Source organism: Amycolatopsis sp. cmx-4-83, from assembly GCF_046548815.1.
GTDB classification, from domain to species: domain Bacteria; phylum Actinomycetota; class Actinomycetes; order Mycobacteriales; family Pseudonocardiaceae; genus Amycolatopsis; species Amycolatopsis pretoriensis_A.
In genome coordinates, this window is sequence record NZ_JAEBEF010000023.1 from 15,297 (window position 1) to 35,300 (window position 20,004).

Below are 20,004 nucleotides of genomic sequence, written 5' to 3' on the forward strand. Positions count from 1 at the left end.
ATCGGCTCGACGGCTTGCTCGAGTGGCGGCGCGACTACGCCGACGACGTCAGTCCGCTGGCGCACGAGTTCCTCGCGGAGTCCAGCCGGTACCAGCGGAGCAAGGTCAGGGTGCGCCGCGGTGTCTTCGCGCTGCTGGCAGTCCTCGCACTGTCCGCTTCGGGAGCGGTGGGTGTGGCGTACCAGCAGAACAGCGCAGCGGCAGCACTGCGCGAAGCCGCGATCTTCGGCCACGTGGTGGCGCAAGCCGACCGCATCCGTGGCGCCGACGCTTCGCTGGCCGCGCAGCTGGATCTCACGGCCTACCGCATGCAGCCCGACGACCACGCTCTCCACACGAATCTGCTCACCACGGAGAATCTTCCGTTGTCCACGCCGCTCACCGGCCACACCGCTGCCGTCCACACCACGGCGTTCAGCCCGGCCGGCCCGGTGCTCGCCAGCGGCAGCGGCGACGGGACCGTGCGGCTCTGGAACATCGGCGACCTGACCCGGCCCGTGCCGATCGGGCCACCGTTGCCCGGTCACGCCGACGCCGTCAACGCCGTGGCGTTCAGCCCGGACGGTCACACCCTGGCCAGCGCGGGCAGCGACGGGAGCGTGCGGCTGTGGAAGGTCCAGGATCCGGTTCACCCGGTCGCCATCCCGCACACCGTCATGAACTACCCGGGAATCGTCTATTCGGTGGCGTTCAGCCCCAGCGGCGACACCCTGGCTTCCGCCAACGACGACGGCACCGTCCGGCTTTGGGACATCGCCGACCTCACCCGCCCGACACTGGTCACACCGGTGCTCCCCGGCCCCGTCGGAATCGCCTACTCGGTGACCTTCAGCCCCGATGGGCACACCCTGGCCACCGCCAACAGCGACGGGACCCTCCGTCTTTGGAATCTCACCCACTCAGGCGGTCCCGTGCGGCTGGGCAAGCCGATCCCGGCGCACACGGACTTCGCCCAAGCTGTCACCTTCAGCCCCGACGGCCACGTGCTCGTCAGTGCCGGCCGCGACCGGGCGGTCCGGTTGTGGAACGTCACCGACCCCGTCCGCCCCACGCCCCTCGGCGGCCCCTTGCTCGGTCATACCGGCGCGGTGTACTCGGTGGCCATCAGTCCGAACGGCCAGCTGCTGGCCAGCGCTTCCGGCGACAGCACCGTCCGGCTGTGGAACATCACCAACCCCGCGCACCCCGTCCCGCTGGGCAGGCCCCTGACCGGCCACATCGGAGCGGTCGGATCGGTCGGGTTCAGCCCCGACAACCGCACCCTGTCCACGGCGGGGGACGACCACACCATCCGGCTCTGGAACCTGCCCGACACCACCCTGATCGGGCACGTCGAACCGGTCAACTCCGTGGTCGTGAGCCCTGGCGGTCACCTCGCGGCCAGTGCCGGCGGCGACGGAACGGTCCGGCTGTGGGACCTCTCGAACCCGTCGCGTCCCGGGCGCCTGGGTGACCCCTTGGACGTGTCCGCCAAGTCCGTGAACGCGCTGGCCTTCGGCCCTGACGGCCATCTTCTCGCGACCGCCGGCGGGGACGGAAAGGTCCGGTTGTGGGATCTCGCGAACCCGGCGCGCCCCGTCCGTCTCGGGCTTCCGCTGGCGGTTTCCGTCAAGCAGCTCGATTCGGTGGACTTCAGCCCCGACGGGACCATGCTCGTCACCACCAGCGGCAACGACACCGTGCGCCTCTGGAACGTCACCATGCCGGGACGTCCCGTCGCACTGGGGCGCCCGTTCTCGGGTCACGCGGCGACGTTCAGCCCTGGCGGTCGCATCCTGGCCAGCGCGGGTGCCGACCAGACTGTTCAGCTCTGGGACATCGCGGACCCCGCTCGGCCCGTCCTCGACGGTGAACCGCTGATCGGGCACACCAACGAGATCCTCGCCGTCACCTTCAGCCCCGACGGCCGTACCCTCGCGACCGGTGGCGCCGACCAGACTGTGCGTCTGTGGGACGTCGCCGACCCCGGACATGCGAAGCAGTCAGGGCCGCCTCTCATCGGTCACACCGACTCGGTTCGTTCCCTGGCCTTCAGCTCCGACAGCCGCACATTGGCCAGCGCCAGCAGCGACCAGACCATCCAGCTGTGGGACCTCACCGATCCCGGACACGCCACCACCGACCAAGCCCTCACCGGACCCGCACTCGACTACCGCAGCGTCGAGTTCAGCCGCGACAACATCCTTCTCAGCGGAAGTGCGGACGAGACCCTCAGGATCTGGACGCTGGACGCAGGGCAAGCCATCGCCCGGCTGTGCGCTGCCACCCGCAACATCCTCACCCCGGAACGGTGGCATCAATACGTTTCCGACGAAATTCCCTACAAGGCGCCATGTGAGCACGAGCTCGATCCGTGACCGCGGGCCCGGTCAGTGGGTGCAGGGGCCGAAGTACAGGCATTCGATTGCTGCTCGGGGGTCGAGGGATTCCGCCTGCGGTTCCAGTTCGTCGAGCAGCGACGCGATGCGGTCCAGGTCGGCCTCTCCGGCAGGGGTGAAGGGGACGAACTGCTCCGCCGTGTCGTGGGTGGGGCAGCCGTTGGTGTGGAGGTTGCCCGCCGGGACCAGGGCGAACGTTTCGTTGGCTCTGCCGTCGAACGTGAAGTAGCTCTGGAGGCGGACCGGGGTTGTCGTCGCCACCTCGTTCATCTGGCGGCCGCCGAAGCTGGCGGGGTAGTGCCAGCCTGCTGTGGGGTCGTCGGCGAAGGGGTCGTGGCCCGGGTCGCGGCCGCCTGCCAGGTGCCAGCCGCGGGCGATCAGCAACGTGTGGACGGCTAGCTGGCGGGCGAACAGCGGGTCGGTCGTCATCGTGGGTTCCTCCCGGACGCGGCGATGTACCCGCCCAGTGTCGTCCCGGCACGCCCGCCACGACTGGGTGACCACCCCCGGCTACACGATGCCCGCCTCGATCAGCTGGGTCCAGATCGTGCTCTGGTCGACGACCTCGACACCGAGCTTTTCGGCCTTGGTCAGCTTGCTCGCTCCGACGTCGGCGCCCGTGATGAGGAAGTCCGTGCTCGCCGAGACCGAGGAAGCCGTGGTGGCGCCTGCCTTTTCGCACAGGCGCTGGAACGTCGGGCGGGGCACCTTCTCGCCCGAGCGCGGGTCGCTGATCGAACCCGTCACCACCACCGTCTTGCCCGCCAGGGGCGCGCCGGCCGCGACGACCGGGGGCAGGTCCTCTTCGCGGACGTCCAGGGAGACGCCGGCCTTCCGCAGGCGCTCGAGTTCGGGGCGCAGGCGGGTGAGGTGCTCGATCAGCGAGGCCGCGACCTTCGGGCCGATGTCCTCCACCGCCACGAGCCCTTCCTCGCCCGCTTCGGCGACTGCTTCCAGCGACGCGAAGCCGGCGCGGCACAGGCGGGCCGCCGTGCCCTCGGACGCCATCGGGATCGCCAGGCCGATCAGCGCGCGGCGGAGGCCGACCGCGCGGCTCGCGTCGATCGACTCGACCATCCGCGTGGCCGAGACCTCGCCGACGCGGTCGAACTCCAGGAGCCTTTCCTTCGTCAGGCCGTAGAAGTCCGACGGGTGCTCCAGGATCCCCGCCTCCGCCAGGCGTTCGATCCACACCCCGCCGATGGCGTCGATGTCCGCCGCTGCGCGCGACGCCCAGTGGATCAGCCGGCGTACGGTCTGCGCCGGGCAGGAAACGTTGGTGCAGAACAGTTCGCGGCTGTTGCCCTGCTCGGTCAGCGGCTGCCCGCACGACGGGCACGCGTCCGGCGGGACGATCTCCCGCTCGGCGCCCGTGCGCTTCGAGGCGTCGAGGACGCCGGCGACGAACGGGATGACGTCACCCGCGCGGCGCACCAGCACGGTGTCGCCGATCTTGATGCCGCGGGCGCGGATCACCTCCTGGTTCGCCAGCGTGGCGCGGGTGACCGTCGTGCCGCCCACGAACACCGGCTCCAGCCACGCCACCGGGGCGATCTTGCCAGTCTTGCCGACGTCCCAGACCACGTCGGCCAGCACGGTGGTCTTCTCCTCGGCGGCGAACTTGAACGCCAGCGCGCCACGCGGCGAGCTCGACCGGGTGCCGGCCGCCGCGTACGCATCGCGATCGGCGAGCCGCAGCACGGCGCCGTCGAGGTCGTAGTCCAGTTCGTTGCGCTGCTGTTCGATGGTGGTGATCGCGGCCTGCGCGGCTTCGGCGTCGGCGCAGTGCCGCATGTCGGCGGCCGTGAACCCGAGCGCCGCCAGCGCGCTCCCGAGGTCGGTGGCCGCGATGTCGGGGTCGGTGTGCAGGTCGAACGCGAAGAACCGCAGCCGCCGCTCGGCGACCGTGGCGGGATCCTTGGCGCGCAGCGTGCCCGCCGCGGCGTTGCGCGGGTTGATCAGCGGCTTGTCCGGGTGCGCGGTGTTGTAGGCCGCGAACGTCGACCGCAGCATGACGGCCTCGCCGCGGACTTCGACGCGGCCCGGCGCGTCCACCCGATCGGGAATGCCGTCGGTCAGCGCGCGCACCAGCACCGTGACGTCGTCACCCGTTGTGCCGTCGCCGCGGGTGACCGCGCGCGCCAGCCTGCCGTTCTCGTACACGACGGCCAGCGAAAGGCCGTCCAGCTTCGGCATGACCACCACCGGCTGGCCGGGGAAGCGGTCGAAGAACGCGGCGACCTGCTCGGGCTTGGTCGCCTTCTCCAGCGACAGCATCGGGCGCGAGTGCCGGATCGGCGCGTGCAGCACCGCCGGCGCGCCCACCTGGTCGAGCGGGTTCGGGTCGGGCGCGAGCTCCGGGTTCGCCCCGATCAGGCTCCGGAGCTCGTCCTCGACCGCGTCGTACTCCGCGTCCGCCACCAGCGGCGAGCCCCGGTAGTAGGCGTCACGCAGCACCACGATGCGGTCGGCGAGTTCCTGGATGCGTTCCTGAGCGTTCACGGGGAGGACGTTACCGGGGGCCACCGACAAAAACTCCGACCGTGCTGGAGGAGCTCCAGGCTTACGATGAAGATCATGCGATTCGCCATCAAGACTTCGCCCCAGAACACCGAATGGGCGGACATGCTCGCCGTGTGGCAGGCCGCCGACGAGATCGAGCTGTTCGAATCCGGCTGGACGTTCGACCACTTCTACCCGATCTTCTCCGACTCCTCCGGGCCGTGCCTGGAGGGCTGGGTGACGCTCACCGCGCTCGCGCAGGCCACGAAGCGGCTCCGGGTGGGCACGCTGGTCAGCGGCATCCACTACCGCCACCCCGCGCTGCTGGCGAACATGGCCGCCACGCTCGACATCGTCTCCGGCGGCCGGCTCGAGATCGGCATCGGCGCGGGCTGGAACGAAGAGGAGTCCGGCGCGTACGGCATGCAGCTCGGCACGGTCAAGGAGCGCAGCGACCGGTTCGAGGAGGCGTGCGAGGTCCTCGTCGGGCTGCTGACGCAGGAGACCACGACGTTCCAGGGCGAGCACTACCAGCTCACCGACGCCCGCTGCGAGCCGAAGGCCGTGCAGACGCCGCACCCGCCGATCTGCATCGGCGGCAGCGGCGAGAAGCGCACCCTGCGCACGACCGCGAAGTACGCCCAGCACTGGAACTTCGTCGGCGGGACGCCCGAAGAATTCGCCCACAAGCGTGACGTGCTGCACGCCCACTGCGCGGACATCGGGCGCGACCCGGGCGAGATCACGCTGTCTTCGCACGTCCGGCTCGGCCCCGACGGCGACTACGCGAAGGTCGCCGCCGAGGCGGAGGCGCTCGGCGAGGCAGGGCTGGACCTGGCGATCGTGTACCTGCCGCCGCCGCACACCCCGGCGGTGCTGGAGCCGCTGGCGAAGGCCCTCGAGCCGCTGCGCTAAGCCGGGGTGCGCAGCGCCGCGACGGCCGCCGTGATGCCCTGCTTGTCGTAGCTGCCCGTCGGCAGGGTGGCGCCGTGGGCGTGGCGGACGACGCCGTCCGCGTCGACGAGCACGCTGCCCGAGCGCTGCAGCGCGCCGAAGACCGCCCGGCCCAGGCCGACCGACTCGTGGGCGCCGCGGCCGGTGACGACCGGGAACGGGATGTCCTGCTTCGCCCGCCACGCGGCCGCCGTCTCGCGGTCTTCGGGGACGGCGATGAGGACGCGGACGCCGTCGGCCGCCAGGGTCTCCGCGTTCTCGGCGAGGTCGCGGACGTGCCGACGGCAGACCGGGCAGGTCGTCGAGCGCATGAAGTAGAGCAGCACCGCGTGGCCGCCGAGGTCGACGCGGCGCCCCGCCGTGTCTTCCAGCTCCAGGTGCGGGACGGGTGTTCCGGGTTCGAGCACGGAGTGTCCTTTCGGGTCACAACCGGGCGCGGACCGCGGTCCGCGCCCGGTGCAGGTGGGACTTCATCGCCGCCGTGCTGAGGCCGAGCGAGTCGGCGACCGCCCGTCCCGGGTGGCCCAGGACGTCGCGCAGCACCAGCACCCGCCGCTGGACGTCGGGCAGCGCCTGGATCGCCCGTGCGACGCGCTCGGCTTCGAGCCGCTTGAGCGCTTCGTCCTCGGCCGAGTCCGCGAGCCCGGGGTCGGGCTCGGCGCCGGTGTCCAGGAGCCGCCGGGTGCGGCGCAGGCATTCGTTCCGGACGATCCGGAACATCCAGGAGGCGAGCGCCGCCGTCGCGCGCAGGGAGCCGATCTTGCGGTAGAGGACGATCAGCGCCTCCTGGGCCGCGTCCTCGGCGTCCTGCGGCGACGCGCAGAGGTGGTCGGCGAAGCGCCGCACGTGCGGGTGCGCCCCGTGCACCACCGCGGTGAGCGACTCGAGGTCCCCTCCTTGCGCGGCTTCGACGAGCTGCTCGCTGACCCACCCCATCCGGCGCTCCCTCCTGGTTCGACGACGACACCCATGAGAGGGCCCGGCCCGCCGAAAGGATTCACCCCGCCCAGCGGCGGATCGCGAACCGGCTGCCGTCGCGGCGGACCTCGGCCGCGCCCGGGCCCGCGAAGTGCGCCGGGACGACGAGTTCGCCGGCGTCGGCCGCGCGTTCGAGGATGCCCCGCCGGGTGACGGCGGCCTGGCGCGGGTCCTCGCAGAAGCAGCTGCTGTGCTCCGGTTCGAGGATCTGCACCGGGCTGTGCAGCAGGTCGCCGACGAACACCGCGCGGTCCGTGCCGGACGCGACGCGCAGCACCGACGACCCGGGCGTGTGGCCGGGCGCGGCTTCCAGGGTGAGGTTGCGGTCGATGCGGTGGCTGCCTTCCCACAGTTCCGCTCGGCCGAGCACGGGCGCGACGCTGTCGGCGTAGACGAGCAGGCTGCCTTCCCGGCGCACCTGGTCGTTCGCGGTGCGCGGCACCGGACGGCGGTGGGCGTTGCGCGGGTCGAAGTACACCTGGTCCGGGCGGGGGATCAGGTAGGTCGCCCGCGGGAAGGCCGGCACCCACTCGCCGTCGCGCCGCTCGGTGTTCCAGCCGACGTGGTCGTAGTGGATGTGCGTGTTGACGACGACGTCGACGTCCTCGGGCCGGACGCCGGCTTCGGCGAGGCGGTCGAGGAACGGCGTGGCCAGGTGGTCGAACAGCGGGATCTGCGGGCGGTCCCGGCCGTTGCCGACGCCGGTGTCGACCAGGATCACGCGGCCCTCGCTGCGCAGCACCCACGTCTGGACCGCGCCGCGGTAACCGCCGGTCGCCGGGTTCCAGTGGTCCGGCGCGAGCCAGCCGGCGTTGTCCGTCCACAGTTCGGGCGGGCTGGGGACGATGGTCCGCGCCGGCGCGATCTCACCCGCCCACTCGACGACTTTCACGACTTCGACTTCACCGATGTGCATGACACGACGTTAGGACGCTGCGGTGAGCGTTCCAATGCTCGAACGACTCGATTCGATGCGCGATCGGCTCTACACTGACGCGGGTGGACCTCCTCAGCGACGCCATCGCCGCCGTGCGGATCGGGCAGCCGACGTCGAACCGGCTCAGCGCCGGGGCGGCGTGGTGCTACCGCTTCGCGCCCTACGACGGCGCCGGGTTCCACGTGCTGCTGCGCGGCAGCGGCTGGCTCGTCCCGGTCGGCGGGCCGCCCGTGCCGCTCGGGGCCGGCGACGCGGTGCTGGTCCCGCACGGGAGCCCGCACACGCTGTCGGCGACCCCGGACGCGGCCGGCGCGGTGCCGTTCGAGACGGCCGTCGACGAGCCGGGCGGCCGGACGGAGTTCCTGTGCGGCAAGTACCGGCTGGCCCGCGGGCGGCGCCACCCCGTGCTCGCGAGCCTGCCGGAAGTCGTCCACCTGCCCGCCGAGCCCGGCCGCCACCCCGAACTGCGCGCGGCGATCGACCTGCTCGGCGCCGAGGTCACCGAGCGGCGCCCGGGTTCGGCCGCGGTCCTGACCGGGCTGCTGGACCTGCTGCTCGTCTACCTCGTCCGGGCCTGGCTGGCCGGGCGTCCGGACGGGGGCTGGCCGCAAGCCTTGCGCGACCCCGAGATCGCCGCCGCGCTGGAAGCGCTGCACGCGGAACCGGCGGCCCCGTGGCGGACCGAAGACCTGGCCGCCCGCGTCGGGCTGTCCCGCGCCACGCTCGGGCGCCGGTTCACGGCGCTGACCGGGCAGCCGCCGATGGCGTACCTGACGTGGTGGCGCCTGACGACGGCGGCCCGCCTGCTGCAGGACACCGAGCTGTCGCTGCCGTCGATCGCCGCGAAGGTCGGGTACGGGTCGCCGTTCGCGTTCTCGCACGCGTTCAAGCGGCAGTTCGGGGTCGCGCCGGGCGGGTTCCGGACGCGTTAGCGGAGGCCGCGCAAAGCGGTGTCCACCAGCCGATCGGTGTATTCGGGGTTCAGCGGGCCGGTGCGCTGGAGCCAGCGGTTGAGCAGCGGGCCCCACAGCAGGTCGACGGCCACGTCGAGATCGAGGTCCGCGGCCAGTTCGCCCGCTTCCTGGGCACTGCGGAGCCGGGCCTTCTTCAGGTCGCGCATCGGGCCGTCCAGCCGCTTCGCGTAGTCCGCCGCCAGGGCCGGGTCGTGGACGATTTCGGTGTGCAGGGCGCGCATCGGGAGGTCGTAGCGCGGGTCGCCGAGCTCGGTGATCGTGGCGCGCAGGACCAGTTTCAGGTCGGCGGCCAGGTCGCCGGTGTCGGGCAGGGCCGCGTCCTCGCCTTCGCCCGCGAGCGTCAGGAAGGCGTCGAACAGCAGCGCGCCCTTCGACGGCCACCAGCGGTAGATCGTCTGCTTGCCGACGCCGGCGGCCTGGGCGATGCCTTCGATGCTGAGTTTCGCGTAGCCCAGCTTCCCGGCGAGGTCCAGCGCGGCGGCGAGGATGGCGCGCCGCGCGGTTTCGCTGCGGCGGCTGGGGTCGGGTGAGCCGGGCACGCGCCCAAGCTAGCACCCGGCAAGACGAGACGGACCGTCTTGACGGCGGCCGCAGAAGGGTGGCACTCTTGTGGTCAGTGAGACGAGACGGTTCGTCTCGCGAGAGGAGGGCACGATGGAAACCGCACGCGTCTGGTTCGTGACCGGGGCCGGCCGGGGGCTCGGGCGAGCCTTCACCGAAGCGGCACTCGCCGCCGGTGACCGGGTGGCCGGCGTGGCCCGCGACGTCTCGCCGCTGGCGGAAACCGCGTCCGCGCACCCGGACCGGCTGCTCGCGTTCCCGCTCGACGTCACCGACCGGGCGGCGGTCTTCGCCGCCGTCGAGCGCGCCGCCGCGCACTTCGGGCGGCTCGACGTCGTGGTCAACAACGCCGGCGCGCTGTACACCGGGATGGTCGAGGAGTTCAGCGAGGACCAGGCCCGCGCGCAGCTGGAGGTCAACTTCTTCGGGGCGCTCTGGGTGAGCCAGGCCGTCGTGCCGCACCTGCGGGCGCGGGGGAGCGGGCACCTCCTGCAGATCTCGAGCATCGGCGCGCTCGGCGGCTTCCCCAGCACGGGCCTCTACAGTGCGAGCAAGTTCGCGCTGGAAGGGATGAGCGAGGCGCTGGCCGCCGAGGTCGCCGGGTTCGGCGTCAAGGTCACCATCGTCCAGCCCGGCGGCTACTGGACCGGCCTCTACGCCGGCAGCACGGCCACGACGCCGGAACCGCGGTACGACGGGCTGCGGGAGGAGCTGGCGAAGCAGTGGGCGGAGGGCTCGATCGACAGCGAACCACGGCTGGCCGCCGAAGCCGTGCTGAAGCTCGTCGAGAGCGACGACCCGCCGTTGCGGCTGCTGCTGGGCAGCATGGTCTACGACCTCGCGTTCGACCTCTCGCGGCAGCGGATGGCCACCTGGGCGGGCTGGGAGGGGGTGAGCCGCGCGGCGGAGAAGGCGGTGCCGATGCCGGGCTGAGGCCCGGACCATGATCGGATGGCGGCATGCGCGTTCTCTCGGAAGAGCAGCTGGGTGCGGTGCTGGCGGGGGTGGCGGCGCCGGTGCCGCGGGTCGTCGTCAGCGGGAACTTCGCGACGCCGTCGCGGGCGCTGGGCGTCCTCGACGCGGCGCTGGCGGAGTACCGGCTGTTCGCGCTGAACGCCCAGGACGGCCTGCCGGACCGGCCGGGGGTGCTGCTCGAAACCCCGTTCGTGGGGCCGGGGATGCGCGGGCGGGCCGGGCTGCGGTACTTCCCGTCGCGGCTGTCGCTGGTGCCGCAGCTGCTCAAGCAGGCGCTGCCGCCGGACGTCGTGCTGGTGCACACGTCGGTGCCGGTGGACGGGGTGGTGTCGCTGGGCACCGAGGTCAACATCCTGCCCGCGGCGATCGAGGCCGCCCGCGCCCGCGGGGGTCTCGTGGTCGCGCAGGTGAACCCGCACATGCCGTTCACGCACGGCGACGGGCTGGTGCCGGTCGACGAAATCGACTACGCGCTCGAAGCCGAGGAGCCGCTCCGCTCGCCCGTGCCGCGTCCGCTGGGCTCGACCGCACGGGAGATCGGCGAGCGGGTGGCCGGGCTGGTCGCCGACGGCGCGACGCTGCAGCTGGGCATCGGCGGCATCCCGGACGCGACGCTCGCCGCGCTGACCGGCCGCCGCGGGCTGGCGGTGTGGTCGGAGATGTTCAGCGACGGCGTGCTCGCCCTCGACCGCGCCGGCGCCCTCGACCCGGCCGAGCTCGTGACGGCGTCGTTCGTGTTCGGCAGCGCGGAGCTGTACCGGTGGGTCGACCGCAACCCGCGGGTCCGGTTGCTGCGCACGGAGAAGACGAACGACCCCGCGGTGATCGCCCGCCAGCGCCGGCTGGTGTCGGTGAACAGCGCGCTCGAGGTCGACCTGTACGCGCAGGCCAACGCGAGCCGGGTGCGCGGCGCGATCTACTCGGGCTTCGGCGGGCAGACGGACTTCGTGGTCGGCGCCCTGCATTCCCCGGGCGGCCGGGCGATCATCGCGCTCCCGTCGTGGCACCCGAAGGCGGACGTGTCGACCGTGGTGCCGCGGCTGGCCGGGCCGGTGACTTCGTTCCAGCACAGCTTCTTCGTGAGCGAGCACGGGGTGGCGGCGATCTGGGGGCACGACGCCGGCGAGCAGGCGCGGCAGATCGTGGAGCGGGTCGCGCACCCGGAGGCGCGGGCGGAGTTGCGGGAGCGGGGTCGGGAGCTGGGTTTCGGGCTGTTGTAGGGCTTGGGGGTTCGTTTCGCAGGGTGCGGCCGTGCGCCTGTCGGCTTTGCCGATATGAGGCATCGGCCGTGGGCACCGGTGATCGGCTGCGGTCCCTGCCGGAGCGGGTCGCGCACCCGGAGGCGCGGGCGGAGTTGCGGGAACGGGGCCGGGAGTTGGGTTTCGGCCTGCTGTAGGGCCCGGGGGTTCGTTTCGCAGGGGTGCGGCCGCACCCCTGTCGGCTTTGCCGGTCCGAAGCCCGGGTCGTGGGCGCCGGTGATCGGCGGCCGTTCCCGCCGGACCGCGTCGCGCGAGTGGCGGCCGTGCCCCTTCGGTTGGCGGCAGTGCTGGGCCTTGGCTGTCGGCGCCGGTGATCTGCTGTGGTCCTGGCCGGAGCGGATCGCGCACCTGGAGGCGCGGGCGGAGTTGCGGGAGCGGGGTCGGGAGCTGGGTTTCGGGCTGTCGTAGGCCTTCGGGCTTCGTCGCGCAGGGTGGTGGGGGTGCGGCCCCGCGCCGTCGGAGGGCCGCAGTGCCGCGCCCCGGTCGGACGTGCCGGTGATCGGCCGCCCTTCCCGGCGGACTGCGTCGCGGCATTTCACGCGCCCGTGCGGGAATGGTGAACATCCATTTCCTGAATCCGGTGATCAATGACCCACCATTCCCCTTGGTTACTCAATTCTGTTACGAACCCACCCCCGTTTCACTCGATCGTGTAGTAGTGCTGCGGGCGTTGCCGTGCGTATTGGCGCGCAGTAGCGATGTCGGTAGGGTCGCTCGGCGGAAGAAACCCGAATGGCTGATGAACCAGAAAGAACTGTTTTGGATTTCGAAGCATTGGCCACCCAGCTGCGCGAACTCCGGGAAAACGTCGCCGGGGTGACCGGAACGGTGCTCGCCGCGGTCGATGGGATACCCATCATCGCCGACGCGGACGATCTCCTCGATCCGGCGAAGATCTCCGCGCTCGCCGCCGCCGACCTGGGTATCGCGCGCCAGGCGGCCGAACTCACGGGGAAGGGCACGCTCAGCCAGACCGTCGTGTTCGGCAGCGAGGGCTACATGGCCGTCTACGCCGTGGGCCGGCTGGCGCTGATGGTCGTGCTGGGGGACAAGGGCCTCAACGTCGGGCGCCTGCTGTTCGAGGCCCGGCCGGTCATCGAACGCATCGGCACGATCCTGGCCCCGTAGCGGAGAAGCCATTCAACGGAAAGGTTGCAGCATGATGATGAACATCGACACCGCCCTCAAAGAAGCCATGTCCATCGCCGGCGCCGTCGGCGTCGCGCTCGTCGACTACGAAAGCGGGATGTCGCTCGGCACCAGCGGTGGCGGCGAGTGGCTCGACCTCGACGTCGCCGCCGCCGGGAACACCGAGGTCGTCCGGTCGAAGCTGCGGGTGATGTCGTCGCTGGCGCTCAACGACACCATCGAGGACATCCTGATCACGTTGCACCGCCAGTACCACCTGATCCGGTTGATGAACTCCTCGCGGAATTCGCTGTTCCTCTACCTGGTGCTGGACCGGGAGCGGGCGAACCTGGCGCTGGCCCGCCACTACCTCAAACGGATCGAAGCCGATCTGCAGGTGTAGCCCGCGCACGCACGGGAGGAGGCGGCGATGACCGGAGGCGGCTCCCGCGCCGCACTCGTCATCGGCTCGGCGTTCATGCACGACCTCGGTTCCCTGTTCCCGGTGACGATGAGCCTCGCCGGCGACGACCTCGCGTTCACCTTCGTGTCGTCCTGCCCCTCGCCCGACGCCGTCGGGGAGTGGGTCGGGCTGCGCTCGGGTGCCGTCGTGGCCGGCCGGGTCCTGCACTTCTTCGTCGACGCGAACGGGCGGCGGATCCGCGTCGAGCTCGCCGGCACGGCGGTCCGGGCCCTGATCGTGCTCGCGGACGAGATGACCGCGGCGACGGTCCACGCCCCCTGGCTCGGCCGCTGGCAGGACCAGATGCCCTGCCTGGTGCAGGTCGCGATCGACGAGCTCGCCCGACGGCTTTCCCGCTGCCGCCACCGGGCGGGCGGCGCCGACCCGTTGATCGACCTGCAGCTGGCTTACCGGCCGGATCAGCAGTACGAGGCTCGGCTGGCGGGTGCGCACGAACGGGTGCGCGGGTTCATCGCGCCGGTCCGGCCGGTGCTGGCGATGCGCTGGCGGACGGCGACTTCGGCGCAGCGGCGGGCGTTTCTCGACGAGCTGCCGGACGCGGTGCCGGCGCGCGGGTGGTTGCGCCGCAAGCGGACGGTCCGGTTGATGGGGCTGGAGGTGGAAGTGGCCCAGTGAACGGGCGGTGTCCCGAACGACTCATCCCAGCCCCACGGCGGCGCGCACCGGGGGCTCGAAGATGCCCGCGATCCGCTCGTAGCCGACGTCGTTCGGGTGGAACCAGTCGCGCGCGAGGCTGCCGCGCAACGGCGCCAGTGCCGGGCCGCGCAGCTCGGCCAGGTGGACCCGCCCGCGGGTCGCCGCCGCTTCGATGAGGGCGTTGATCTCCCGGGCCTCCGCGTTGCCCCGCGGCAGCGTCGCGACCACCGCACGGCCCGCCGAGAGCCGGGCGAGCAGTTCGGCGAAGCGGGCCGGGGTGCCTCGGCGGCGGGGCCGGGTCAGCATGTCGTTCGCGCCCACCAGGATCGTCACCAAGGCCGGCGGTGCCGGAAGCGCCGCCAGCCGGGGCAGCTGGGTGTCCAGGACGTCGGCGATGCGGGCGCCCGAGGCCGACAAGTTGACCACCGCGAACGGCTCGCCGAGGCGGGTGTTCAAGCGCGGGACCCAGCCGCCGGTGACCGTTTCGGCGCCGATGCCCTGCGTCATCGAGTCGCCGAGGGCGGCCCACAGCGGCTTGCCCGAACCGAGGGCCGCCCGTTCGGCTTCCGCCCAGGCCCGGGCGAACGGTTCCTTCTGCGCGCGGACCCGGCGGACGCCGGGCAGCACAGCGGCGGCTACGTCGAGCAGCACGGGACCTCCCTGATCGCGGTCACCGGCATTCGGAGCCGGCCGGGCGATGGATGGGAGTCAGGCGACGGGGCCGGGGCCGGCCGCGAGCAGGCGCAGCACCAGGCCGGAAACGACCAGCAGCACACCGAGGAGGAAGAGGACGCCGGCCCCGAGGACCAGCCCGCCCGCACCGAGGGCGACACCTAACGGGACCACGGGCTGCTCCGTCTCCGGCGGACGCGTCGGGTGCTCCGCCGCGGCGCTGATTACCCCGGTGAGCGGCGTCTCAAACGGATTCGGCCGCGGAGTCGCTGGGTAGCAAACCCGCGACGCCAAACGGTGGGAGGCAACGGTGAACGACAAGCTGGAGAACAAGGCCGAAGAGCTCAAGGGCAAGGCCAAGGAAGCGCTCGGCAACGCCACGGACAACGAGCAGTGGCAGGCCGAAGGCCGGGCCGAGCAGGGCAAGGCCAACCTCAAGCAGGCGGGCGAGAAGGTGAAGGACGCGGTCAAGGGCGTCCTCGACTGAACCGCCGGGTCCGGCCACGGCGACCGTGGCCGGACCCCTGCGTCAGCGGGTGAACGTGAACCAGTTGATGTTAACGAAGTCCGACGCGCCGCCGGAGAACGTCAGGTACAGGTCGTGCACGCCGGTGGCCGTGGCGACGACGTTGGCCGGCACGGTCTGCCAGTTCTGCCAGCCGCCGTTGCCGGCGAAGTCGATCTCGGCCAGCACCGGGCCCGTCACGCTGTCCAGCCGGGCCTTGATCGCGCCGCTGACGCCCGCGGGCGCACCGGAGGCGAGGCGGGCGACGAACTGGTGCGGTGAGCTCGAACCGAAGTCGACGCGGGCGTACTTCAGCCAGTCGCCGTTCGCGATCCAGCCGACGTCGACGCCGCCGCCCGTGTCGCCGCAGGTCTCGTTCTGCGTGCCGCTTTGGGCGTTGTAGGCCTCCGCCTGGATCGTCGAGTACGCGCTGACGGCGCCACCGGCGGGTGGGGTCGTGCCGCCGCCCGCGCCCGGGCCCAGCGAGACCGTCCACGACGTCGGGGCCGGGTCCTGCAGGTGGCCGTCGACGGGCTGGGCACCGGTCGGGCCCACGTCGTCGTACGGGAAGGCGTAGCCGATCGTCGCGTACTGGTGCACCAGCCGGGCGTAGTGGTTGGTGGTGGCGTCCTTGTAGTAGTTGGCGGGCGCGACGCCGTCGGGCTGGTTGTTGCCGCCGGCCACCAGGAGGCTGCTGCGGTTGAGCGCCGCGGCGAGCCGGGCGGCGACGGCGCCGCGCGCGTCCGCGCCCGAGTTGTAGAGCGGCCCGCTCGCGCAGCCGAAGATGTCGATGGCGCTCGGCTTGGTGAACGGCACGCCGTTGGTGTTCAGGCCGCCGAACACGATCGCGTCCCCGCTGACCGTCCCGGTGTAGGAACCGATGCCGCCCTGGCCGTTGATCGTCAGCGGCGTCGTGCGGTAGTGGTCCCAGACGGCGTTGAGGTAGTTGGTCCAGTAGCCGCCGAAGTCGACGGGGGAGTGGCCCGGCGCGAGCACCCGCACCACCTTGCCGGACGCGTCGGTCACGACCAGCCGGTCCCACGGCGCGCCGTCCGCGTTGTGCTGGGCGCGCAGCCCGTCCGCGATGCTCCCGAGCGCGCCGTTCGGCAGCGGGCTGACCGACTGCGAGCCCGCCGCGCCGGTGGTGGCCATCGACACCGGCAGCGCGACCATGTCGACGTAGCTGATGTTGGCGTAGAGGTTCGCGCTGTTGTAGGTGAACTCGCAGAACGTCCAGTTCGTCTGCCAGTTCGGGTCCGAGCTGGTGAAGCCCGGCTGCACCAGCCCGGGGCCCGGGTTGACGAAGAACTGGATCTTCTTGTCGACCGAAAACCAGACGCGGCCGCCGATCAGGTAGTCGGTCAGCGTCACCGTGAGCTGCGAACCCGAGCCGCCGAGCGGGATGGCGTAGTCGGGGATCGGCGTCACCGGCGCGGACGGGTTGGGCAGCGCCTGGAACCGGCCGTCGGCGGTGACGAAGCCGGGGCGGCCCGAGGAGTCGGCGCCGCTGATGTAGGCGTAGACGGTGCCGCTGCCCGAATTGTTCTTGAGCGTCAACGGCAACGCCGCGGCGGCGCGGGCGCGCGGCGCGGTGGCGGCGGACCACAGCGGGGTGCTCGCCGCGGCCACCAGGCCCGCGGTGACGAAGGTACGCCTCGACAGCATGGCACCTCCTCGGGAAGGGCGGAGATCGCGCGGCAGGCCGCCGCGCGTCCGCCGGACAGAGTGAGGGGACCGTAGGTATGCGGTCAGGGGCTGGTCAACACCCGGCGGGCCGCGCGGGTACTGACGGCCCCCGACGCTGCCCTTTCGTAGCCTGGACCACCGATCCCGGTGGTCCGGTGATGGTCCACTGTGGACACGGGTGCTCCGGGCCGCCCGCCGGCGTGCTTGGCTGGGACGTGACGGGCCAGGTGCCGTCGTGCGGACCGCGGCGCCGGCCGCATGTCCTCGCGCCGGCGTGAGTCCGCCGCCCTCCGGCGGGAGAGATCCTCTCGGTCGGGTGCGCGCAGTTGCGGCCGGGCGCTGGCGCGGGCCGCGCCGGCGTGGAAGGCGGCCGGCTGTGCCTGGTGGTCCCGCCGCACCCGGTTTCGGTCGCGTTGACGCTGTTCTGGCCCGGCGAGCAGGTCCGCGGGTTCGCGACGGTGGCCGAAGCGGTGCGGGGCTTGGGATGAGCGCACCGGGGCCGGCGTTGGTGTTCGAGCCGCCACCGCCCGGCGCGCTGCGGCGGGAGGCCGCCCGGACGCTGCCCCGGCTGGGCGCGGACCACTTGTGGGCGGTGCACGTGGTGGTGACCGAGCGCGCGACTCACGGCGCCGGCCCGGTCACGGTGACCGCGACGGCCGCCCGGTGGCGGGCGAACGAGGGGCCGAGAGCCCGCGGATTGCTTCTGGTGCGCGACCTTCGCGGAAGGGGGCGTGCGGAGCACTGTGCTCGGGAAGACGGTGTGGGCGCGGCTCGACTGCGGGAGCGGGGCGATCCGGCCGTGCCCGGTGCGGGCGAAGCCGGTCGCGATGGACCGGAGCCGTGCTGACGGTGGGCTCAGGCGGGCGTGTGGCAGACGCTTTCCCGCCGGACCACTGCGGGCTGCTGCCCCGGCGCCGCGCGGAGTGCGCCGCGAGGTGCGGGCCCAGATCGGCGGTACTCGGTCGGGGTAGCGGTAACGACACCGCCGCGCGGAGTGCGCCGCGAGGTGCGGGGTCCAGGCGGGCGGTACTCGGCCGCGATCGGGGCAGGGAAATAACGCCGCCGCGCGGTGCGTGCCGAGGCCGCCGGCGGCGCTCAGCCGTGGCCGCGGGTTGTGGCCGTGCTGACGGGTTCAGCCCGGCGCGTGGCGTTCGGTGGTCAAGACCGCCCAGACGGCTTTCCCGCCCGACCACCGCGGGCTGCTGCCCCAGCGCCGGGCCGAGTGCGCCACGAGGTGCATGCCCAAGCCGGCGGCGCCCGGCCGTGGTCGTGGTAGCAGCACCGCCGGGTGGGGGTCGTCGTCGAGTACCGCGATCGTCAGGCGGCCGTGGCGCAGGTCCAGGCGGAGGGTGGCCGGGGACTCGGTGTGCTGGACCGCGTTCGTCGCGAGCTCGCCGGCGACGAAGATCCCGTCGTAGACGAAGTGCGTGACGTCCCACTCCGCGCAGGCCCGGCGCACCGCGGCGCGGGCGATCGCCGGGGCTTCGCTGCTGCGCGGCAGCACCAGTTCCGCCTGGCGCCGGGCCGGTTTGCCCAGTGCGCGCTCGGCGCTGGGGACGTCCTCGCCGAGGGCGGCCTCGCGGTGGATGCCGTGCTCCCGCAACGCGCGCGCGTGGTCGGGGGTGCCGGTGGCCAGTGCGAGCGGGATGCCCGGCCAGAGCCGGATCCGGCGGGCGACGAGCGCGAAGACGCCGACCGGGGCGACCGGGCTGAAGTCGAGGTCGCCGACGCCGGCGATCACCGCGTCCGGGCCGTCCGCCGCGATCTGGAGCAGGCCGTCGCGCAGGCGCCGGTAGCTGCCGAGGTGGAGGCCGCCGGTCACGGTGACGAGGGTGTAGTGCGGCCGGGCAGCGACTTCGAGGTCGAGCGTGCCGTGCATCGTCTCTCCTCCGCCGAGAACCCGGTATCGCCACGTTAGGTCCGGACCGTCGCCCGCGGTAGTCCTCCACGGGCGGGTGAGGATCGTGTACGCGGCTGTACACCACACCTACTCGCTGGTAGGTTACCGCCGTCGTGTGATCCACTTCATGATTCAAAGGGGAGTCATGATCCGAAAGCCCGCTCGCCTCCCGGCCCTCGCCGCCGCGCTCGCGCTCGTGTTCGCCGCCGCTGCGGCGACGCCGGCCGCCGCCGCGTCGTCCGATTCCTTCTACTCCTACGACGGCGGCGCGCCGCTGTCGTCGTTCGCACCGGGGACCGTGCTCAAGACGCGGACCCTGGCCTACCACGTCGTCGGCCTCGCCACGCCGGTGCAAGCCGTGCAGCTGCTCTACCGCACCACCGACGCGCAGGGCCGCCCGGCCGCCAACGTCACCTCGGTGGTCCGCAGCATCACCGGCGACCGCACGAAAGCCGTTTCCTACCAGTCGGCCTACGACTCGCTCGACCCCGCCGACGCGCCGTCACGCGCGATCGCCGGCGACGTCACCCTCGGCGGCCTGCTGCCCAACGGCGAGTCGCTGCTGCTGCTCCCGTCGCTGCTGCTGGGCTACAACGTCGTCGTGCCGGACACCGAAGGGCAGACCGCGGACTTCGCCGCCGGGCCGGAGTACGGCACCACCACGCTCGACTCGATCCGCGCCGCGACGAGCTCGGCCGCCACGGGCATGGACGGCGGCACGAAGTTCGGCCTCCTCGGCTACTCCGGCGGGGCCATCGCGACCGGCTGGGCGGCCGCCCTCGCGCCGGGTTACGCGCCCGAGGTGAACAAGAACCTCGTCGGGTTCACCGAAGGCGGGGTGCTCGTCGACCCCGCGCACAACCTCAAGTACGTCGGCGGCAGCCCGGTGTGGTCCGGGGTCATCCCGATGGCGCTGGTCGGCGTCGCGCGCGGCTTCGGCATCGACCTGCGGCCGTACGCGAGCGAGTACGGGCTCAAGGTGCTCGACGAGCTGGAGCACGCGTCGATCATCACCGCGCTGGGCCGGTACCCGGGGCTGACGTGGCAGAAGCTCGTGAAACCGGAGTACGCCAACCCGAATTCGGTGCCGCCGTTCGTCGCGGCGGTGAACAAGGTCAACATCGGTTCGGCGCCGACGCCGTCGGTCCCGGGCTTCATCGCCCAGGGCAACGCCGGGTTCCTCGAAGGCACCACGAGCACCCTGCCCGGCATCGGCACCGGGGACGGCGTGATGGTCGCCGGTGACGTGCGGGCGCTGGCCCGGCAGTACTGCGCCACCGGCAACGACACCATCAAGTACGTGCAGTACGACGCGCTCAGCCACGTCGGCGGCGCGGCGGCGTGGGCGCCCGCGGCGATCGGCTGGCTCGCCGACCGGTTCGCCGGCAAGCCCGCGCCGTCGAACTGCGGGCACATCCCGGCGGGGAACTCGCTGGCCCCGGAAAAGCCCGCCTGAGCCCGTTCGTCGTACCCGG

At 72.4% G+C, this 20,004-nt stretch carries 21 protein-coding genes; 11 read left to right on the forward strand and 10 right to left on the reverse strand.

Annotation, left to right across the window (positions count from 1 at the left end):
* The first annotated feature begins 173 nt into the window (after positions 1-173).
* Positions 174-2,357: a WD40 repeat domain-containing protein gene (locus ACLJQM_RS46475; protein ID WP_410636535.1), complete on the forward strand. Its 2,184-nt coding sequence runs from the start codon at positions 174-176 to the stop codon at positions 2,355-2,357.
* A gap of 12 nt (positions 2,358-2,369) precedes the next feature.
* Here ACLJQM_RS46475 and ACLJQM_RS46480 read toward each other — a convergent pair whose 3' ends face one another.
* The gene (locus ACLJQM_RS46480) at positions 2,370-2,807 is read right to left on the reverse strand and encodes a hypothetical protein (RefSeq protein WP_410636460.1); all 438 of its coding nucleotides are present in this window, start codon (positions 2,805-2,807) and stop codon (positions 2,370-2,372) included.
* Between the two features lie 81 nt (positions 2,808-2,888).
* Positions 2,889-4,880 carry an NAD-dependent DNA ligase LigA gene (ligA, locus tag ACLJQM_RS46485; RefSeq protein ID WP_410636461.1) on the reverse strand — a complete coding sequence of 664 codons (1,992 nt, stop codon included), beginning with the start codon at positions 4,878-4,880 and terminating at the stop codon, positions 2,889-2,891.
* Between the two features lie 75 nt (positions 4,881-4,955).
* Between ligA and ACLJQM_RS46490 the strand changes: the two genes are divergently transcribed.
* The gene (locus ACLJQM_RS46490; protein ID WP_360781669.1) at positions 4,956-5,795 is read left to right on the forward strand and encodes an LLM class F420-dependent oxidoreductase; all 840 of its coding nucleotides are present in this window, start codon (positions 4,956-4,958) and stop codon (positions 5,793-5,795) included.
* Here the strand turns inward: ACLJQM_RS46490 and ACLJQM_RS46495 are convergent.
* The 3 genes from ACLJQM_RS46495 to ACLJQM_RS46505 all read right to left on the reverse strand — a co-directional run bounded on the left by ACLJQM_RS46495 (position 5,792) and on the right by ACLJQM_RS46505 (position 7,728).
* Entirely contained in the window at positions 5,792-6,241 is a 450-nt protein-coding gene (locus ACLJQM_RS46495; protein WP_360781671.1) for a peroxiredoxin family protein, read from the reverse strand. The two genes, ACLJQM_RS46490 and ACLJQM_RS46495, sit on opposite strands and share 4 nt — an antisense overlap.
* A 16-nt stretch (positions 6,242-6,257) precedes the next feature.
* A complete protein-coding gene (locus tag ACLJQM_RS46500) occupies positions 6,258-6,770 on the reverse strand; it encodes an RNA polymerase sigma factor (RefSeq protein WP_247024491.1) in 513 nt (170 codons plus the stop codon).
* Between the two features lie 61 nt (positions 6,771-6,831).
* Positions 6,832-7,728: an MBL fold metallo-hydrolase gene (locus ACLJQM_RS46505; RefSeq protein ID WP_410636462.1), complete on the reverse strand. Its 897-nt coding sequence runs from the start codon at positions 7,726-7,728 to the stop codon at positions 6,832-6,834.
* An 83-nt stretch (positions 7,729-7,811) separates the two neighbouring features.
* Here ACLJQM_RS46505 and ACLJQM_RS46510 point away from each other — a divergent pair, with 83 nt between their 5' ends.
* Positions 7,812-8,681 (forward strand): AraC family transcriptional regulator, encoded by an 870-nt coding sequence (locus tag ACLJQM_RS46510; RefSeq protein ID WP_410636463.1) that lies wholly within the window; start codon positions 7,812-7,814, stop codon positions 8,679-8,681.
* Here ACLJQM_RS46510 and ACLJQM_RS46515 read toward each other — a convergent pair.
* Positions 8,678-9,262 (reverse strand): TetR/AcrR family transcriptional regulator, encoded by a 585-nt coding sequence (locus tag ACLJQM_RS46515; protein ID WP_410636464.1) that lies wholly within the window; start codon positions 9,260-9,262, stop codon positions 8,678-8,680. The two genes, ACLJQM_RS46510 and ACLJQM_RS46515, sit on opposite strands and share 4 nt — an antisense overlap.
* Positions 9,263-9,377: 115 nt before the next feature.
* Here ACLJQM_RS46515 and ACLJQM_RS46520 point away from each other — a divergent pair, with 115 nt between their 5' ends.
* The 5 genes from ACLJQM_RS46520 (at position 9,378) to ACLJQM_RS46540 (ending at position 13,745) form a co-directional block, all read left to right on the forward strand.
* Positions 9,378-10,217, forward strand: coding sequence for an SDR family oxidoreductase (locus tag ACLJQM_RS46520; RefSeq protein ID WP_410636465.1), 840 nt, complete (start codon positions 9,378-9,380; stop codon positions 10,215-10,217).
* A 26-nt stretch (positions 10,218-10,243) separates the two neighbouring features.
* Entirely contained in the window at positions 10,244-11,479 is a 1,236-nt protein-coding gene (locus ACLJQM_RS46525) for an acetyl-CoA hydrolase/transferase family protein (RefSeq protein ID WP_410636466.1), read from the forward strand.
* Positions 11,480-12,277: 798 nt separating this feature from the next.
* Positions 12,278-12,646 (forward strand): roadblock/LC7 domain-containing protein, encoded by a 369-nt coding sequence (locus tag ACLJQM_RS46530; RefSeq protein ID WP_247024485.1) that lies wholly within the window; start codon positions 12,278-12,280, stop codon positions 12,644-12,646.
* A gap of 37 nt (positions 12,647-12,683) precedes the next feature.
* Positions 12,684-13,049 carry a hypothetical protein gene (locus ACLJQM_RS46535; protein WP_247025177.1) on the forward strand — a complete coding sequence of 122 codons (366 nt, stop codon included), beginning with the start codon at positions 12,684-12,686 and terminating at the stop codon, positions 13,047-13,049.
* 27 nt (positions 13,050-13,076) lie between these two features.
* A complete protein-coding gene (locus ACLJQM_RS46540) occupies positions 13,077-13,745 on the forward strand; it encodes an ABC transporter substrate-binding protein (protein ID WP_247024484.1) in 669 nt (222 codons plus the stop codon).
* 21 nt (positions 13,746-13,766) lie between these two features.
* On the opposite strand, the gene ACLJQM_RS46545 is transcribed toward ACLJQM_RS46540, so the two are convergent.
* Both ACLJQM_RS46545 and ACLJQM_RS46550 read right to left on the reverse strand, forming a co-directional pair.
* Positions 13,767-14,417 carry an SGNH/GDSL hydrolase family protein gene (locus ACLJQM_RS46545; RefSeq protein WP_410636467.1) on the reverse strand — a complete coding sequence of 217 codons (651 nt, stop codon included), beginning with the start codon at positions 14,415-14,417 and terminating at the stop codon, positions 13,767-13,769.
* 57 nt (positions 14,418-14,474) lie between these two features.
* Positions 14,475-14,612, reverse strand: a complete 138-nt coding sequence (locus ACLJQM_RS46550) for a hypothetical protein (protein ID WP_410636468.1) — start codon at positions 14,610-14,612, stop codon at positions 14,475-14,477.
* A gap of 136 nt (positions 14,613-14,748) precedes the next feature.
* Here ACLJQM_RS46550 and ACLJQM_RS46555 point away from each other — a divergent pair, with 136 nt between their 5' ends.
* Positions 14,749-14,925, forward strand: a complete 177-nt coding sequence (locus ACLJQM_RS46555; protein WP_247024481.1) for a CsbD family protein — start codon at positions 14,749-14,751, stop codon at positions 14,923-14,925.
* A 42-nt stretch (positions 14,926-14,967) separates the two neighbouring features.
* Here the strand turns inward: ACLJQM_RS46555 and ACLJQM_RS46560 are convergent, their stop codons facing one another.
* A complete protein-coding gene (locus ACLJQM_RS46560; RefSeq protein ID WP_410636469.1) occupies positions 14,968-16,608 on the reverse strand; it encodes a beta-1,3-glucanase family protein in 1,641 nt (546 codons plus the stop codon).
* Between the two features lie 347 nt (positions 16,609-16,955).
* Here ACLJQM_RS46560 and ACLJQM_RS46565 point away from each other — a divergent pair, with 347 nt between their 5' ends.
* Entirely contained in the window at positions 16,956-17,117 is a 162-nt protein-coding gene (locus ACLJQM_RS46565; RefSeq protein ID WP_410636470.1) for a hypothetical protein, read from the forward strand.
* Between the two features lie 644 nt (positions 17,118-17,761).
* Here ACLJQM_RS46565 and ACLJQM_RS46570 read toward each other — a convergent pair.
* Positions 17,762-18,508, reverse strand: coding sequence for an ATP-binding protein (locus tag ACLJQM_RS46570; RefSeq protein ID WP_410636471.1), 747 nt, complete (start codon positions 18,506-18,508; stop codon positions 17,762-17,764).
* Between the two features lie 166 nt (positions 18,509-18,674).
* Here ACLJQM_RS46570 and ACLJQM_RS46575 point away from each other — a divergent pair, with 166 nt between their 5' ends.
* The gene (locus ACLJQM_RS46575) at positions 18,675-19,985 is read left to right on the forward strand and encodes a lipase family protein (protein ID WP_410636472.1); all 1,311 of its coding nucleotides are present in this window, start codon (positions 18,675-18,677) and stop codon (positions 19,983-19,985) included.
* Positions 19,986-20,004 lie beyond the last annotated feature (19 nt).